The sequence below is a fragment of the Streptomyces mangrovi genome, from assembly GCF_900114215.1.
Lineage (GTDB): Bacteria > Actinomycetota > Actinomycetes > Streptomycetales > Streptomycetaceae > Streptomyces > Streptomyces barkulensis.
In genome coordinates this window covers 23,507-39,513 of sequence record NZ_FOSG01000009.1, presented here as the reverse complement: position 1 = coordinate 39,513, position 16,007 = coordinate 23,507, and the positions used below count along the sequence as shown (strand labels likewise).

15 protein-coding genes are annotated in these 16,007 nt (G+C 75.2%); 8 read left to right on the top strand and 7 right to left on the bottom strand.

All coding sequences use genetic code 11. From position 1 onward, the window contains the following. Positions 1-53 precede the first annotated feature (53 nt). Positions 54-323 (top strand): SGM_3592 family protein, encoded by a 270-nt coding sequence (locus tag BM237_RS14540; RefSeq protein ID WP_093850067.1) that lies wholly within the window; start codon positions 54-56, stop codon positions 321-323. Positions 324-437: 114 nt separating this feature from the next. On the opposite strand, the gene xylA is transcribed toward BM237_RS14540, so the two are convergent. Next, entirely contained in the window at positions 438-1,610 is a 1,173-nt protein-coding gene (xylA, locus tag BM237_RS14535) for a xylose isomerase (RefSeq protein ID WP_093850066.1), read from the bottom strand. A 78-nt stretch (positions 1,611-1,688) separates the two neighbouring features. Here xylA and xylB point away from each other — a divergent pair, with 78 nt between their 5' ends. The 6 genes from xylB (at position 1,689) to BM237_RS14505 (ending at position 9,111) form a co-directional block, all read left to right on the top strand. Beyond that, positions 1,689-3,116 carry a xylulokinase gene (gene xylB, locus BM237_RS14530; RefSeq protein ID WP_093850065.1) on the top strand — a complete coding sequence of 476 codons (1,428 nt, stop codon included), beginning with the start codon at positions 1,689-1,691 and terminating at the stop codon, positions 3,114-3,116. A gap of 124 nt (positions 3,117-3,240) precedes the next feature. Next, the gene (locus BM237_RS14525; protein ID WP_093850064.1) at positions 3,241-4,515 is read left to right on the top strand and encodes an ROK family protein; all 1,275 of its coding nucleotides are present in this window, start codon (positions 3,241-3,243) and stop codon (positions 4,513-4,515) included. Between the two features lie 621 nt (positions 4,516-5,136). Continuing rightward, positions 5,137-5,346: a hypothetical protein gene (locus BM237_RS28980; protein WP_139238110.1), complete on the top strand. Its 210-nt coding sequence runs from the start codon at positions 5,137-5,139 to the stop codon at positions 5,344-5,346. A gap of 30 nt (positions 5,347-5,376) precedes the next feature. Beyond that, on the top strand, positions 5,377-6,144 hold the full coding sequence (locus tag BM237_RS14515) for a bestrophin-like domain (protein ID WP_093850062.1): 768 nt from the start codon (positions 5,377-5,379) through the stop codon (positions 6,142-6,144). Between the two features lie 92 nt (positions 6,145-6,236). Further along, on the top strand, positions 6,237-7,724 hold the full coding sequence (locus BM237_RS14510; RefSeq protein WP_093850061.1) for an acyl-CoA synthetase: 1,488 nt from the start codon (positions 6,237-6,239) through the stop codon (positions 7,722-7,724). Then, the gene (locus tag BM237_RS14505; protein WP_093850060.1) at positions 7,717-9,111 is read left to right on the top strand and encodes a carboxyl transferase domain-containing protein; all 1,395 of its coding nucleotides are present in this window, start codon (positions 7,717-7,719) and stop codon (positions 9,109-9,111) included. Before BM237_RS14510 ends, BM237_RS14505 begins: the two co-directional genes overlap by 8 nt. A gap of 9 nt (positions 9,112-9,120) precedes the next feature. On the opposite strand, the gene BM237_RS14500 is transcribed toward BM237_RS14505, so the two are convergent. Continuing rightward, positions 9,121-10,032, bottom strand: coding sequence for a LysR family transcriptional regulator ArgP (locus BM237_RS14500; protein ID WP_093850059.1), 912 nt, complete (start codon positions 10,030-10,032; stop codon positions 9,121-9,123). A 70-nt stretch (positions 10,033-10,102) separates the two neighbouring features. Here BM237_RS14500 and BM237_RS14495 point away from each other — a divergent pair, with 70 nt between their 5' ends. Then, positions 10,103-10,699: a LysE/ArgO family amino acid transporter gene (locus tag BM237_RS14495; RefSeq protein ID WP_093850058.1), complete on the top strand. Its 597-nt coding sequence runs from the start codon at positions 10,103-10,105 to the stop codon at positions 10,697-10,699. Positions 10,700-10,730: 31 nt separating this feature from the next. Here BM237_RS14495 and BM237_RS14490 read toward each other — a convergent pair whose 3' ends face one another. Genes BM237_RS14490 through BM237_RS14470 form a run of 5 tightly spaced genes read right to left on the bottom strand, consistent with a single transcriptional unit; the run spans position 10,731 to position 15,969 of the window. Next, a complete protein-coding gene (locus BM237_RS14490) occupies positions 10,731-11,486 on the bottom strand; it encodes an ABC transporter ATP-binding protein (RefSeq protein WP_093850057.1) in 756 nt (251 codons plus the stop codon). Beyond that, on the bottom strand, positions 11,479-12,447 hold the full coding sequence (locus BM237_RS14485) for an ABC transporter ATP-binding protein (RefSeq protein WP_093850056.1): 969 nt from the start codon (positions 12,445-12,447) through the stop codon (positions 11,479-11,481). The genes BM237_RS14490 and BM237_RS14485 overlap by 8 nt, the downstream gene beginning before the upstream one ends. Then, complete coding sequence (locus tag BM237_RS14480) at positions 12,444-13,370, bottom strand: ABC transporter permease (RefSeq protein WP_093850055.1); 927 nt, start codon at positions 13,368-13,370, stop codon at positions 12,444-12,446. The genes BM237_RS14485 and BM237_RS14480 overlap by 4 nt, the downstream gene beginning before the upstream one ends. Continuing rightward, positions 13,367-14,335, bottom strand: coding sequence for an ABC transporter permease (locus tag BM237_RS14475; protein WP_093850054.1), 969 nt, complete (start codon positions 14,333-14,335; stop codon positions 13,367-13,369). The genes BM237_RS14480 and BM237_RS14475 overlap by 4 nt, the downstream gene beginning before the upstream one ends. Before the next feature lie 35 nt (positions 14,336-14,370). Then, positions 14,371-15,969, bottom strand: a complete 1,599-nt coding sequence (locus BM237_RS14470; protein WP_093850053.1) for an ABC transporter substrate-binding protein — start codon at positions 15,967-15,969, stop codon at positions 14,371-14,373. Positions 15,970-16,007: the final 38 nt, after the last annotated feature.

Here is a 16,007-nt window from a genome sequence, read left to right as displayed (position 1 = left end):
GGCGGGAACTCCACGGGGGCCGCCGTCCGTTCTCCGTGACCAGGAGGTGCGCTGTGGGTAGTGGACACGCACGACGGGGAGAGGGCGGCGACGGCGACGACGCCAAGAGAGGCGCCTGGGACGACGTCGTGCTCGACGAGGACTTCATACGCGGTGCCGAGGTGAGCGAGCCGGCCGCGCGTACGCGCATGCTGCGGGCCCGCTGGCGGGACGATCCGCCCGAGCCGCAGCCGTGGCGGGCGGACGAGCCCCCGGCGGGGTGGTTCTGGAGCAGGGGCCGCCGCAAGGGGCGCCGGTGGCGCCGCCGCCGCAAGGACGGCTGACGCCCCCGGCCGCAGCTCTCGCGGCGGCGGACCGTGCGGGGGCGCGGGCCGCCACCCGCGCCCCCGCACGGGGCCTCACCGGCCGGGCCGACCAGGCGGCCCGGGTCGGCCGTTTCAGCCGCGGACGCCCAGCAGGTGCTCCAGCGCCAGCTGGTCCAGCCGCTCGAAGGCCATACCGCGCCCGGCCGCGGCGTCCACGTCGAACTCCTCGAAGGCGGCGGTGTCGGCCAGCAGATCGGCGGCGGTCTCGCCCTCGTTCAGGGTCGGCCGCGCCAGCTCGTCCAGGCGCGAGGCGCGCAGCGCCTCCCGGACCTCGGGGTCGGCGCGGAAGGCGGCCGCCTTCTCCTTGAGGATCAGGTAGTTGCGCATGCAGCCGGCCGCCGACGCCCACACTCCGTCGAAGTCCTCCGTGCGCGGCGGCTTGAAGTCGAAGTGCCGCGGGCCCTCGTAGCCGGCCGACTCCAGCAGGTCCACCAGCCAGAACGCCTGGCGCAGGTCGCCGGCGCCGAAGCGGAAGTCCTGGTCGTACTTGATGCCGGACTGGCCGTTGAGGTCGATGTGGAAGAGCTTGCCGTGCCACAGCGCCTGGGCGATGCCGTGCGGGAAGTTCAGTCCGGCCATCTGCTCGTGACCGACCTCGGGGTTGAGGCCGACGCGGTCGGCGTGCTCCAGCTCGTTGATGAACGCCAGCGCGTGGCCGACGGTCGGCAGCAGGATGTCGCCGCGCGGCTCGTTGGGCTTGGGCTCGATGGCGAAGCGCAGGTCGTAGCCCTGGGAGACGACGTAGTCGCCGAGGAGGTCGAAGGCCTCCTTGAGGCGGTCCAGCGCGACCCGCACGTCCTTGGCGCCGCCCGACTCGGCGCCCTCGCGGCCGCCCCAGGCGACGTAGGTGGTGGCGCCCAGTTCTGCGGCCAGGTCGATGTTGCGCAGGGTCTTGCGCAGCGCGTAGCGGCGCACGTCCCGGTCGTTGGCGGTGAAGGCGCCGTCCTTGAACACCGGGTGCTTGAAGAGGTTGGTGGTGGCCATCGGCACCTTCATGCCGGTGGCGTCCAGCGCCTGGCGGAAGCGCTTGACGATGCCCTCGCGCTCGGCCTCGGAGGAGCCGAAGGGGATCAGGTCGTCGTCGTGGAAGGTGACGCCGTGGGCGCCCAGCTCGGAGAGCTTCTGGACGGTCTCGACCGGGTCGAGGGCCGGTCGGGTGGCGTCGCCGAAGGGGTCGCCCCCCTGCCAGCCCACGGTCCACAGACCGAAGGTGAACTTGTGCTCGGGTGCCGGCTCGTAGCTCATGTCATGCCTCTCGGGTATTTCGTCAGGCCCGTTGACAAATTAGTATGCGCCCAGAAGCCCCAGAGAGGAAGAGGCGACATGGCCGCACCCGAAGGTCCGCTCGTTGTCGGTGTGGACAGCTCGACGCAGTCCACCAAAGCGCTGGTCGTCGACGCCGCCACCGGCGAGGTGGTCGCGCGCGGCCAGGCGCCCCACACCGTCTCGCCCGAGCACGAGAGCGATCCGGAGCAGTGGTGGCAGGCACTGCGGCAGGCACTGGAGCAGTGCGGGCCGGCCGTCCACCGGGCCGCCGCGGTCTCCGTCGGCGGCCAGCAGCACGGGCTGGTGACGCTGGACGGACGGGGCCGCCCCGTCCGCCCCGCCCTGCTGTGGAACGACGTGCGCTCGGCCCCGCAGCGCGACCGCCTGGTGGCCGAGCTGGGCGGGCCGAAGGCCTGGGCCGAACGCTTCGGCAGCGTCCCGGCGGCCTCCTTCACCGTCACCAAGTGGCAGTGGCTGCGCGAGAACGAGCCCGAGGCGGCCGCCGCCGTGAAGGCGGTGCGGCTGCCGCACGACTACCTCACCGAGCGTCTGTCCGGCCAGGGCGCCACCGACCGGGGCGACGCCTCGGGCACCGGCTGGTGGTCGACGGCCGACCAGGCCTACGACCAGGAGATCCTGGGGAAGGTCGGCCTCTCCCCCGAACTGCTGCCCCGCGTGCTGGGCCACGGCGAGGCGGCCGGCACGGTGCGGCCTCAGGAGGGGCTGCCGCTGCCCCAGGGCACACTGGTGGCCACCGGCACCGGCGACAACATGGCCGCCGCCCTCGGCCTCGGCCTGCGGCCGGGCCGGCCGGTGCTGAGCCTGGGCACCTCCGGCACCGTCTACGCCGTCTCCACCCGCCGCCCCGCCGACCCCACCGGCACCGTCGCCGGCTTCGCCGACGCCCGCACCGACTGGCTGCCGCTGGCCTGCACCCTCAACTGCACCCTGGCCGTGGACCGCGTCGCGGCCCTGTTCGGCCTGGACCGCGAGGCCGTCGAGCCGGGCGGCGGCGTGACCGTCCTGCCCTTCCTGGACGGCGAGCGCACCCCCAACCTCCCCTACGCCTCCGGCACCCTGACCGGCCTGCGGCACGACACAGGCGCGGGCCAGATCCTCCAGGCCACCTACGACGGCGCGGTCTACGCCCTGCTGGCCGCCCTGGACCTGGTCCTGGACGAGGACGCCGAGCCGGACGCCCCGATCCTGCTGATCGGCGGCGGCGCGAAGGGCACCGCGTGGCGCGAGACGGTGCGGCGCCTGTCGGGGCGGCCGGTGGTGGTGCCGCGCGCGCAGGAGCTGGTCGCGCTCGGCGCCGCGGCGCAGGCCGCGGCCCTGGTGCTGGGCGAGGACGCGGCGGCGGTCGCCCGTCGCTGGTCCACCGCCGAGGGCCCCTCCTACGAGGCGGTGGAGCGCGACGAGGAGGCGCTGACCCGCCTGGCGGCCACCCTGAGCGACGCCGATACGCTGCTGCGGCGGCACTGACCGGCGGCGCCGTCCCGCACCCCGCCGGCACAGCCTTGCCGCGCGAGCCCCGCCGCGCAGGTCCCGTCCCGTGCCACCACCGTCCGCGGCACCGTCCGCACAGCCCTTGAGGAGTACGCCACCGATGGCAGCACCCGCGCCCAACACCCAGCAGGAGATGCGGCGGCGGAACCTGGCGCGCGTACTGCACGCGGTGGCCGACGGCGGTCCCCAGTCGCGGGCCGCCGTCGCGGCGCGGATCGGGCTCACCCGCACCGCCGTCTCCACCCTCGTGGACGAGCTCCTGGGGGTCGGGCTGCTGGTGGAGCTGGGGCCGGGCCGCTCCGGCGCGGTCGGGCGGCCGGGCACCGCGCTGGCGCTCAGCGACGGCGGCCCCTGCGGGATCGGCGCCGAGATCGGCGTCGACCACCTCGCCGTGTGCGCCGTCGACCTGCGCGGCGAGGTCCGCGCCCGCACCGCGATGGACGCGGCCAACCGCGACAGCGATCCCGGCCCGGTGCTGGAACGGCTGGCCGGTCTGGTCGGGGAGGTCGCGGACGAGGCCCGCGGGCTGGGACTGCGCCCGGCCGGGCTGGCCGTGGCCGTACCCGGCCTGGTCGCCCGCGGCACCACCACCGTCGTCCAGGCACCCAACCTCGGCTGGACGGACCTCGACCTGGCCCCCCGCCTGGCCGAGAAGGCCCTCGGCGGCGGTGCCCTCACCGGCGGCGGTAGCGGCAACGGTGGCGACAGTGGCGGTGTCGGTGCCGGCGGCACGGCCGTGTGCTCCATCGACAACGAGGCCAACCTCGGCGCCCTGGCCGAGCTGTGGCTGGGCGGCCACACCCCGCCGCCCGACGACTTCGTGCACGTCTCGGCCGAGATCGGCATCGGTGCCGCGATCGTGGTGGACGGGGAACTCCTGCGCGGCACCCGCGGGTTCGCCGGCGAACTGGGCCATGTACCGGTGCGCCCGGAGGGCCGCCCGTGCGCCTGCGGCGGGATCGGCTGCCTGGAGCAGTACGCGGGTGAGGAGGCCGTCCTGCGGGCCGCCGGGCTCGACCCGCGCGCCACCGCCGCCGGGCACCCCGGCCCCGGCGCCCGTATCGACCTGCTCGCCACTCGCGCCGAGGGCGGCGACCGCGCGGTGCTGGGAGCGCTGGCCGAGGCCGGAAGCGCGCTGGGCACCGCCCTGACCGGCGCGGTCAACCTGCTCGACCCGCAGACCGTGGTCCTGGGCGGCGCCCTCGCCCGGCTGGCGCCCTGGCTGCTGCCCTCCCTGGAGCACGAACTGGGCCGCCGTCTGGCGGGCCCCCCGCCGGTGTCGGTCTCCCGCCTCGGCGCGGACGGCCCGCTGCTGGGCGCGGCCCACTCCGTCGTCCGCGCGGTCCTGGACGACCCGCTGGCCCACCGCGCCTGACGGGCCGCGGCGCAAGGAGGGCGGGCAGAGACGGCGACGCTCCCGTACACGGTGACTCGCCCCCGCGGACGTCAACACCGACGCCCGTCGTTCATCACTACGGGGGATTCGATGTCCGTTTCACCATGACGGCGGTTCCACCTGCGCAGAGAACCCTCCGTGTACCGAAGGCACAGCAGGTGGGGAGCGGGAGCGGGAGCGATCGCCCTGGTGCTCGCCGCGGCGGGCGGGGCCCGCGCCGACGGAACGGCCGTTCCACGGCCCTCTCCGGCCCTCGGCCCGGGCATCGAGATCCGAACCGACGGCGGGACCGGGATACGGTCGGCCGACGGTGACACGTCGGTGGCGGTCGTGAAGCGCCCCGACTGCCCGAGCCTGTCCGTGGTGATCACGGCCGGCGGCGAGGACGGCATGAGGCTCGACGCGTTCCTGGGGCGCCCGTGCCCGCCCGCGCCTGCCCCGACACCGACACCCACACCCACACCCGTACCGCCACCTCGGGCGTCGCCGTCGCCCGTGCCGCCCGCGGCTTCCGAACCACCGCCCGTCCGGCCCACCGCGAAGCCGCGCCCGACGGCCGGGGCCGTCGCCACGCCGACCGTCCCCGCGCCCAGCGGACCGGTGTCCGCGCCGCCCGCGCGGGAGAGCGCGCCGCCGAAGCGCCCCTCCCCGCCGCCGAGCGCCTTCCCCCTGCCCGCGCACCGCCCCGGGGCCGGGCGCCACCGCTCCGACGCGGGGCTGCCGCTGACCGGACGCGCCCTGCTGATCGTCGCCCCGGCGGTGCTGGCCGCCGCCGCGCTGCGCCCGCGCTCCGGTTCCCGATCCCGCTGACCTCCAGGCCCAAGGCCCCAAGGAGCCCCCGTGACCGAATGGCTCTTCCTGTTCCTCGCCGTCGCCGCCTCCTGCGCCACCGTCGTGACCGTCATCCTGCTGCGGCGGCGCCGGGCGGGCGAGGACGACGACCCGTCCGAGACGCCCGATGTCATCGAGTACATGACCATGATGATCGGCGTGGTGTACGCGATCGTCCTCGGTCTGGCCATCGCGGGCGTCTGGGAGGGACGCTCCGCCGCACAGGAGTGGACGCGCCAGGAGGCTCAGGCGCTGTACGAGGTGCGCGAGCGCGCCCAGGCCTACCCCGCCGCGGTCCGCGACCGCGTCCGCGATGACGTCGACGCGTATGTCCGCCATACGGTCGCGGTGGAGTGGCCCCACATGGCCGAGCACGGCGAGACGACCGAACGTGGCACGGCGTTCCTGGCGGACCTGCGGCGGACCGTCACCGGCCACGAGCCGGTCACCGTGCGCGAGACACAGACGTACCAGGCCCTGGTGGACCAGGTGGCCCTGGCCGACGAGGCCCGTGCCGCCAGGTCGCAGGGCGCCGAGCCGACGCTGCCCGGTGTCGTGTGGCTCGGCCTGGTGTCGGGCGCCGTGATCGCGGTGGGCATGGTGTTCGCCCTGCAGATCCGGCGCTCGGGCCGGGAACTGGTGCTGGCCGGTCTGTTCACCGCGCTGATCGCGTTCCTGCTCTTCCTGGTCTGGTACTTCGACTCGCCGTTCACCCGCGGGTTCGCGGACTCGGTCGAGGCGTTCACCGCGCTCTTCCCCGGCACCGCGGGCGACTGAGATCACACCGCGCACCCCGGGCTGCGCACGGCCGGATGGGTAGGCACCCTGGAGACCGACCGCACGGCCGTGAACCAGACGAGGAGCCCCGGGTGCCCGCACTCTTCCCCAGCCTGTACCAGGCGCCGGACAAACCCGCGCTGCACTTCGGAGACCGGGTGATCGACTACGGCCGGCTGGCCGGGGCCGCGCACGCGCTCGCCCTGGAGATCGCCGACACCGGGCGGGTGGCGGTGTGGGCGACCCCCTCGCCGCACACCTGCGTCGGCGTTCTGGCCGCCCTGCTGGCCGGGGTCCCCGCCGTCCCCGTCAACCCGCGCATCGGCGAGGAGGAACTGGCCCACATCCTCGGCGACAGCACACCCACCCGGGTACTGGCCGCCTCCGGCGACGAGCTGCCCCCGGCACTGGACGCGCTGCCGCGCACCGATGTCGCGCTGGAACCCGCGGCCGACCCCAGCCCCGACGGCACCACGGCCGCGCCCGACGAGAACGGCCCGGCGCTGATCGTCTACACCTCCGGCACCACCGGACCGCCCAAGGGCGTGGTGGTGCCGCGCCGCGCGATCGCGAGCACGCTGGACGACCTGGCCGACGTCTGGCGGTGGACCGGTGACGACGTACTGGTGCACGCGCTGCCGCTGTTCCACGTGCACGGGCTGGTCCTGGGCGTGCTGGGTCCGCTGCGGCGCGGCGGCACGCTGCGCCACCTGGGCCGCTTCTCGCCCGAGGCCGTCGCGGCGGCGCTGGAGGAGGGCGGCACCATGATGTTCGGGGTACCGACGATGTACCACCGGCTGGCCGAGGCCCTGGAGATCGGCGGCGGGGCAGACCACGAAAAGGACGGCGAGGAGGACGGCGGCCGGCTGGCCGAGGCCCTGCGCGGGGCCCGGCTGCTGGTGTCCGGCTCGGCCGCGCTGCCCCTGCACGACCACGAGCGGATCACGGCCGCGACCGGGCAGCGCGTCGTCGAGCGCTACGGGATGACCGAGACCCTGATGATCACCAGCGTCCGGGCGGACGGCGAGCGCCGCGCCGGCACCGTGGGCGTCCCGCTTCCCAGCGTGGACGTACGGCTGGTGGACGACGAGGGGCGGCGCATCGAGGGCGGCGACGACGAGACCGTGGGCGAGGTCCAGGTGCGCGGACCCAACCTGTTCACCGAGTACCTGCATCGGCCCGACGCCACCGCGCAGGCCTTCGCGGGCGGCTGGTTCCGCACCGGCGACATGGCCACCCGGGACGCCGACGGCTTCTACCGGATCGTGGGCCGCAGGGCGACGGACCTGATCAAGAGCGGCGGTTACCGGATCGGCGCCGGGGAGATCGAGAACTGTCTGCTGGGCCATCCCGGCGTCGCCGAGGCGGCGGTCATCGGCGAGCCCGACCCGGACCTGGGCGAGCGAATCGTGGCGTGGGTGGTGCCGGCCGGTGGGCGGCCGCCCACCGAGCAGGAGCTGATCGACCATGTGGCGCAGCGGCTCACGCCGCACAAGCGGCCCCGTGCCGTGCGGTTCACCGACGCCCTGCCCCGCAACGACATGGGCAAGGTCATGAAGCGGGAGCTGGGCCGTGACTGAGCGGCCGGCCGGCGAGGGGCCGAAGGGGCCGGGCGGGCGGCTGCCGGCCCGTGCGGTGATCGACGCGGTGGCCGACGGCTTCACCGAGCTGCCCGGCACCGGCGTCGGCGGTGCCTACGGGGACGGGCCGATCGCCTGGGAGGGCTACGGCCGGGCGCTGGCCCGCGCGCACGAGCGCACCGGCGAGCACGAGTCGGTGGTGTGCGGCACCGGCACGGTCGGCGGTGTCCCCGCGGTCCTGATCGCCTTCGAGTTCGCCTTCCTCGGCGGCTCCCTCGGGCAGCGCACCGGCGACCGGATCGAGGCCGCCCACCGGCACGCCCGCGAGGCACGGCTGCCGGTGGTGTCCCTGACGGCGACCGGCGGCAGCCGTATGCAGGAGGGCATGCGGGCCCTGGTCCAGCTCCAGCGCGTGGCGCGGCAGTCGGCGCTGACCCGGGCGGCGGGCCTGCCGCAGATCGCCGTCGTACGGGACCCGACGACCGGCGGCGGCTGGGCGACGCTGGGTGCGGGCTCCGACGTGGTGCTGGCCCTGCCGGGCGCCCAGGTCGCCTTCGCCGGCTCCCGGGTGCGCCCGCCGGACGCCGATCCGGCCGCGTACGGCGCCGAGGAGAAGCTGGCGGCCGGGCAGGTCGACCGGGTCGTGGCGCCGGAGGAGCTGCCCGGCGTCCTGGGCCGCTGGCTGTCCCTGCTCTCCTCCCCCGACGGCTCCCCCGGTGCCGCGGGCGGTCCCGCCGAGCCGCCGCGCGCGCTGGGCGGCGCGGGCGCGCCGGGCCTGCCGGAGACGGGCTGGGAGGCGGTGGAGCGGGCCCGCTCCGCCCGCCGGCCGCGCGCGGACGCCTATCTGGACGCGTACTTCGAGGTCCGCGAGGAGATGTCGGGCGACCGCTGCGGCGGCACCGACCCGGGGGTGCGCTGCGGTTTCGGGCGCAGGGACGGCCGCACCGTCGCCTACGCCGCCCAGTGCGGCACGCCGACCCTGCCGGCGGGCTTCCGCACCGCCACCCGGCTGATCCGGCTGGCCGACCGGCTGGGCATCCCGGTGCTCACCCTGGTGGACACCCCGGGTGCGGCCAACGACGAGGCGGCGGAGCGTTCCGGCGCGGGCACGGCCATCGCCGATCTCTTCGCGGCGGTGGCCGAGGCCCGGGTCCCGGTGACGACCCTGGTCGTCGGCGAGGGCGGCTCGGGCGGCGCCCTGGCGCTGGCCGCGCCGGAGAACACCTGGGTCACCCCGGACTGCTACTTCTCCGTCATAGCCCCGGAGTCGGCCGCGGCCATCCTCAAGCGCGGCCCGGAGCACGTCCGCGAGACGGCCGGCGAACTGCGGCTGCGCCCGCAGGACCTGGTGGATCTGGGCGTGGCGCGCGGCATCGTGCGCACGTAGCGCCGGCGGTCATGGCCTTCCCGGCGCGGCCTTCCCCCTGTCCTGCCCGGTGGTGCGCAACTGCCGCCGGCCGGCCGCGCGGACGGCCGCGGTGATGCGGTTCAGCCGCTCGGACTCCAACGACCAGGTCTGCCAGTGGAGCGCGACGTCGCGGTGGGCCTGCTCCTCGAGCAGGATCAGCGTCCCGTCGGCGAGGTCCGTGTCCAGCTGGAGCTCCGGGATCATGCCCCACCCCAGGCCGGCCCTCAGGGCCGCGAGGAACCCCTCGGAGGACGGGATGGTGTGGGTGGGCGGAGTCCGGTCGACGCCTCGGGAGCGGAGCACCTGGCGCTGCAGGTCGTCCTTGGCGTTGAACTCCAGCATGGGCATGCCCGCCCAGTCGACGCCGGCTCCGTTGGTGAAGCGCCGGTGCAGCGCGGGGGCGGCCACGGGCACGTAGCGCATGAAGCCCAGCCGCTCGACCCGGCATCCGTTGACCGGCGCGGGGTCGGCGGTGACGGCTGCGATGACGTCCCCCTGGCGCAGGAGCCGGCTGCTGTGGTCCTGGTCCTCCACGTGCAGGTCCAGTGTGGTGTCCGTCCAGCCGGCGGCCTCGTGGAGGACGGGCACGAACCAGGTGATCAGGGAGTCGGCGTTGACGGCCACCGGTGTCACCGTCCGGGAGGAGACCCCGTTGCCCAGCGCGTGCCGGGTCTCCGCCTCCAGCACCTGCACCTGGCGTGCCATGCGCAGCAGCACCGCTCCGGCCTCGGTGGGAGCGCACGGCACGCCCCGGCGCACCACTGTCCGGCCCACGGAGTTCTCCAGGGCCTTGATGCGCTGGCTGACGGCCGAGGGGCTGATCTTGAGCAGGTCCGCGGCGGCCTCGAAGGTTCCCTCGTCGATGATCGCGGCCAGGGCGCGCAGATGCTCGAAGTTCATGAAGCAAATCTAATGCATCCGTCATTCTCTTCATTTGTCTGTACCCAGAGGGCTGGCTAGCGTCAGGGCCATGTGGGGTACCTGGGGTGCCGGGCTTGCGGCCGGCCTGGCTTTGATCATCGCCATCGGCGCGCAGAACGCGTTCGTGCTGCGGCAGGGCATCCGGCGGGAGCACGTCGGGGCGGTGGTGGCGCTGTGCACGGCCGGCGATGTCGTGCTGATCCTCGGCGGCACCGCGGGGATCGGGGCGCTGGTGTCCCGGTTCCCCGGCGTCCTGGAGGTACTGCGGTGGGCGGGAGCCGCCTACCTGGCGTGGTGGGCGGTGCGCTCCTTCGTCTCCGCGGTGAAACCCGCCTCACTGAAAGCCGACGCCGCCCGGTCGCGGAGGTCGGTGATCACCACCACCCTGGCCCTGACCTTCCTGAACCCCCATGTCTACCTCGACACCGTGGTGCTGCTGGGCAGCCTCGCCAACCAGCAGGGCCCCGACGCCCGGTGGATCTTCGCCGCCGGGGCGGTGACGGGCAGCGTGGTGTGGTTCTCCGCTCTCGGTTACGGCGCCCGGGCGCTGTCGGGCGCGCTCAGCAGTCCGCGCACCTGGCGGGTGGTGGATCTGGTGATCGGCGTCGTGATGCTCGTCCTGGCGGTCAATCTGGTCCTGGGGTGACCCCGCCGGGGGCCGCCCCGCCCGCGGTGCGTCACCGCGGCGGGAGGGCCTCGAAGTCCACCGTCCTGTCGCACCAGCGCTCCAGCAGCACCCGGTCGTGGCCGACCGCGAGCAGCGCCGCGCCGTGTTCGCGGCGGTACTCCTCCACCGCGGCGACGAGGGCGGCGGTGGTGGAGGCGTCGAGCATGGCGGTCATCTCGTCGCAGACCAGCAGCCGGGGGCGCAGGACGAGCGCGCGGGCCAGGCAGGCGCGCTGGAGCTGCCCGTCGCTGACCTCGTGGGGGCGGCGGGCGAGCAGGTCGCCGCCGAGGCCGGCGGAGGCGGCCAGCGCGGGCAGCCGGCCGGGGATCTCGGCCCGACGGCCTGTGGCGCGCAGGGGTTCGGCGATCAGATCGGCGAGGGTCAGGCGCGGGTCGGCGGCGAGACGGGGCTGCTGGAAGACGACGCCGACGGTCGTGCGCAGCTCGCGGGGGGCGCGGTGGCGGAAGCCGTGCGCCGTCCGTCCGGCCAGCCGTACGGTGCCCGCCCACGGCCGGTGGAGCAGGGCGGCGACGCGGGCGAGGGTGGACTTGCCGCAGCCGCTGGGGCCGAGCAGCCCGACGGCCTCGCCGTCGTCCACGGTCAGGGACGCCCCGTGCAGCACGGGTGCGCGGCGGTCGTATCCGGCGCTGACGCCGCGCAGTTCCAGCGCGGCTCCGGGCGCCGGCTCATGCGTCGGTCCGGGTATCGGTTCGGGCGTCGGTTCGGGCGTCGTTTCGGAGGTCGCTTTGGATGTCGGCTCAGGCATCGGCGGTCTCCGGGGCGTGGGAGTACGCGTGGTGGCAGGCCACCGCTCCGGAGCGGGATCCGGCCAGGGCCGGCACGGCGGCGCAGGCGTCGGTGGCGCGGTCGCAGCGCGGGGCGAAGGCGCAGCCGGCGGGCAGGTCGTCCAGCTCGGGCGGCATGCCGGGGACGGGGGTGAAGGACCGCTCGGGCAGCGCCTCCAGCAGCCCGCGGGCGTACGGGTGCCGGGGGCCGGGTGCGTCGAAGAAGCCCGCGGCGTCGGTGAGCTCGACGATGCGTCCGGCGTACATCACCGCCACCCGGTCGGCGATGCGCTCGGCGGCGGCCAGGTCGTGGGTGATGAGCAGCAGGCCCCTTCCGGCGTCCACATGGCGGCGCAGTTCGTCCGCGGTGCGGTCCACCAGGTCGCGGTCCAGGCCGGTGGTCGGTTCGTCGGCGATCAGCAGCGGGGCCTCGCCGACGAGGGCGAGGGCGGTGGCGGCGCGCTGGGCGAGGCCGCCGGAGAGCTGATGCGGATACCGGTCGAGGTGGCCGGCGGGGAACGCCGCGCGCTCGGCGGCCGCCCCGGCGGCCCCGCGCAGCTTCGGCCCGGATGCGCCGGTCAGCTCCCGCACCGTCTCCTCCAGCTGGGAGCGGACGGTGCGCACGGGGGTGAGGTGCGAGGCGGGGCTCTGCGGCACCAGGGCGATACGGCGGCCCCTCACGCGCCGGGCCAGCTCCTTCTCCCCGGCGGTGAGCAGGTCCAGGCCGTCCAGCAGGGCCGCACCGCCCACCCGTGCGTTGCCGGGCAGCAGCCCCAGCAGCGCGGAGGCCAGCACCGACTTGCCGCAGCCGCTCTCCCCCACCATCGCCAGGCACTCGCCGGGAGCCAGGTCGAAGGAGACCCCCGTCACGGCGGCGACGGCGCGCCCGCCGCGCAGCGGGAAGCGTACGGACAGCTCGCGTACGGACAGTTCGGCCGTCACAGCGTCAGCTCCGATCGGACGCGCGGGTTGATCCGCTCGCGCCAGGCGCCGGCGAGTCCGGCGATGGCGAGGGTGGGGACGACGATGAACAGGCCCGGCCAGAGGGTGGGCCACCAGGCGCCGGCGAGCAGCGATCCGCGCGCTGCCTCGGCCATGGTGCCGAGGCTGGCCTGGTGGGCGGGGATGCCCAGGCCCAGGAAGGACAACGCGGACTCGTGCCAGATCGCGTGCGGCACCATCAGCACCGCCGCGAGCCCGGCCTGCGGCAGGACGCCGGGCAGCAGATGGCGTACGGCCACCCGCCACCGCGAGGAGCCGCCCGAGATCGCGGCGTCCACGTACGGGCGGTTGCGCAGGGAGTGGGTCTCGGCCCGGACGATGCGGGCGGTGGACAGCCAGTGGGTGAGGCCGACGGAGGCGATGACCGGCCAGATCCCGGGCCGGAACATCGCCACCACGAAGATGCCCAGGAGCAGGTGGGGCACGGAGGCGAAGACGTCCACGATCCGCATCACCAGCCGGTCGGTGCGCCCGCCCAGTGCCCCGGCCAGACCGCCGACGGCGATGCCGACGACCGTGGCCACCAGGGCCGCGACCACGCCGACCAGCAGCGAGACGCGCAGCCCGTGGACGCAGCGCAGCAGCAGGTCGCGGCCCAGCTCGTCGGTGCCGAAGGGGTGCTCCCAGGAGGGGGGCCGGAGTTTGGCCGCGAGGTCGACGGCCTGCTGGTCCAGGGGGAAGGCCGCCGGCACCAGCAGCGCGGCCAGGACGGTGGCGGCGGTGAGGGCGGCCGAGACGCGGGTGCGCCGGGCGCGGGCGCCCGGCGGGCGTCCGGGGCCGCGCCGCGGGACGGCAGCGGGGACGGGGGCGGGAGTGGGTGTCTTGCCGGGGGCTTCGGTGGGGGCGGGGACGGGGGCGGTCACATCTCCTCCGGGTCGATCCGGGGGTCGGCCAGCACGTAGAGCAGGTCGGCCAGCAGGTTTCCGGCGAGTACGGCGGCGGTGGCCAGGACGGTCACGGCGGCCAGGAGCGGGAAGTCGGTGGCGGTGGCGGCGCGGACGGTGGCCGAGGCGATGCCGGGCCAGCTGAAGACGGTCTCCACCAGCAGGGCGCCGGTGATCAGTTCGGGTATGCGGGTGCCGATGAGGGTGAGCACCGGCAGCAGCCCCGAGCGCAGGGCGTGGCCGAGCAGTACGGTGCGCTCGCGCAGGCCGCGGGCGCGGGCGCCGCGCACCGGGTCCTCGTGGAGCGCGTCGGCCACTCCCTGCCGTACGTACAGGGCGAACCACGGCAGCTGGGACAGGGCGAGCACGGTCACCGGCAGCGTCAGATGGCGCACCAGCGAGCCGGCGGTGACGGTGTCCTCTCCGCTGTCGGTGAGTCCGCCGGCGGGCAGCACGCCGAGCCGGAGGGCGAAGAACCAGACGGCCAGCAGCCCGAGCCAGAACGGCGGGGCGGCCTGGAGGACGTAGGAGCCGCCGGTGACGCAGCGGTCGAGCCATCCGCCCCGGCGGCGCGCGGCGGCGACGCCGAGCACGGCGCCGAGCACCACCGCGAGGAGGAACGCGAGCGCGCACAGCAGCACGGACCAGCCCAGGCGTTCGCCGACCACCTGGGCGACCGGCTGGCGCAGGGAGACCGACTGCCCCAGGTCGCCGGTCGCGGCGGAGGTGAGCCAGCGCCACCACTGCTCGGTGAACGGGCCGTCCAGGGCGAGGTTCTCGCGCAGTCGGTCGAGGGTGTCCTGGGAGGCGCGCAGTCCGGCGCTCCCGGCGTACTGGCGCACCGGGTCGAAGGGGGAGGCCGCGGCGAGTGCGAAGACGCCGAGGGTCACGGCGGCCAGGACGGGGACGGCGGCCAGCGCCCGCCGTCCCGCCAGGCGCGCCATCGGGGCCCAGGGCGGGCCCGTGCGCGGTGTCGCCCTCACTTCTTCGGCCGCCAGTCCTCGACGTTCCACCAGGGGCCCGTGCCCAGACCGTGGTCGTGGGGTTCGACCTGGGTGGTGACGTCCTGCCAGGCGTCGTCCATCACGTACACGTGGTCGATGTGGGTGAGGAAGGTGTAGCCGGGGTTCCGCGCCAGTTCGCGCTGGACGGTGGCGTACGCCTCGATGCGGGCGGCGCGGTCGTTGGTGCGGCGCGCCTCCTCCAGCGCCCGGTCGACGTCCGGGTTGTCGTAGGCGGCCATGTTGTTGAAGCCGTCCAGGGCCAGGGAGGAGTGCAGCAGGGGGTAGAGGTCGAAGTCGGGGTCGGCCGGGCTGCCGCCGCCGGAGAGCACGGCGTCGTCCTTCAGGCGCGGCTCGATGACCTCCCAGGTGCCGGACTCGACGGTGATGTCGATGCCGATCTCCTTGGCGTCGGCTGCGTAGGCCAGGGCGTGCTCCTGGCGGAGCCGGTCGCCGGAGGGGTACCAGAGGGTGAAGGCGGCGCGGCGGCCGTCCCTGCGGCGCACCCCGTCCCCGCCGGCCTTCCAGCCGGCGTCGTCCAGGATCTCCCGTGCCTCGTCCGGGTCGTGGCGGCGTTCGGTGCCTTCCGCGAACCAGGGGCTGCCGGTGGGCACGGGGCCGTACGCGGCCCGGCCGGCGCCGCTGAGCACACTGTCGACGATCGCCTGCCGGTCGACGGCGGTGTCCAGGGCGCGGCGCACCGCGCGGTCGCCGGTGACGGGGTTCGCGGTGGGGAGGGTGACGGCGCGGAAGTCCGCGGTCCTCGCCCGGATCACGCGCCGGCCGTCCTCGCCGGCGAAGGTGTCGGCGAGGGCGGGTGGCAGGACCGCGGCGTCGAGGTCGCCGGAGCGCAGCCGGGTGGCGCGTATGTCGTCGTCCTCGATGACGGCCATGGTGAGCTTCTCCACCTCCGGCGCGCCGCCCCAGTAGTCGGGGTTGGCCTCGAAGGTGAGCTTCTCGCCGCGGCTCCAGCCGGTGAGGACGTAAGGTCCGGTGCCGACCGGTTCGGTGTTGTAGGGGCCGGTGTTGACGTCCTGTCCGGCGGCGGCCTCCTTGGAGGCGATGGGCAGCACGGTGCGCTCGGCGAAGGCGGCGTAGGGGTACTTGAGGCGGAAGACGACGGTGTCCTCGCCCTCGGCGGTGACGCTGTCGAGGGCGTCCAGCTCGCCCCGGGAGGGGTTGTTGGTCCTCTCGTCGAGGATGGTCTCGTAGGTGAAGACCACGTCCTCGGCGTCGAAGGGCGTGCCGTCGCTGAAGGTCACCCCCTCGCGCAGGGTGTAGGTGTAGGTCCGGCCGCCGTCGCCGGTCTCGGGGAGCTTCGCGGCGAGGGCGGGCCGCAGTTCCATGCCGGCGTCGTGCCGCAGCAGCCCGTCGAAGATCTTGGAGTTGCCGTCCTTGCCGTAGCCGAGCAGGGGGCTGAGGGTGTCCGGTTCCTGGGCGATGCCCACGACCAGGGAGTCGCCCGTACCGCCGCCCGCGCCGTCCTTCCCGCCGGACGGCGCGGAGCAGGCCGCCGTTCCGGCCAGCACCGCGCCGGCCGTCACGGCGGCGGCCGTCCGTATCACCCGCAGTCTCATGGTCCACACCCTTGTTGCTTCTAGGTGGTTGTTGCGAA

Coding starts and splice junctions, on each gene's coding strand:
- BM237_RS14495 (WP_093850058.1), top strand. CDS start 10,103: ATGTGGGGTACCTGGGGTGCCGGGCTTGCGGCCGGCCTGGCTTTGATC.
- xylA (WP_093850066.1), bottom strand. CDS start 1,610: ATGAGCTACGAGCCGGCACCCGAGCACAAGTTCACCTTCGGTCTGTGG.
- BM237_RS14500 (WP_093850059.1), bottom strand. CDS start 10,032: ATGAACTTCGAGCATCTGCGCGCCCTGGCCGCGATCATCGACGAGGGA.
- BM237_RS14470 (WP_093850053.1), bottom strand. CDS start 15,969: ATGAGACTGCGGGTGATACGGACGGCCGCCGCCGTGACGGCCGGCGCG.
- BM237_RS14525 (WP_093850064.1), top strand. CDS start 3,241: ATGGCAGCACCCGCGCCCAACACCCAGCAGGAGATGCGGCGGCGGAAC.
- xylB (WP_093850065.1), top strand. CDS start 1,689: ATGGCCGCACCCGAAGGTCCGCTCGTTGTCGGTGTGGACAGCTCGACG.
- BM237_RS14475 (WP_093850054.1), bottom strand. CDS start 14,335: ATGGCGCGCCTGGCGGGACGGCGGGCGCTGGCCGCCGTCCCCGTCCTG.
- BM237_RS14490 (WP_093850057.1), bottom strand. CDS start 11,486: ATGCCTGAGCCGACATCCAAAGCGACCTCCGAAACGACGCCCGAACCG.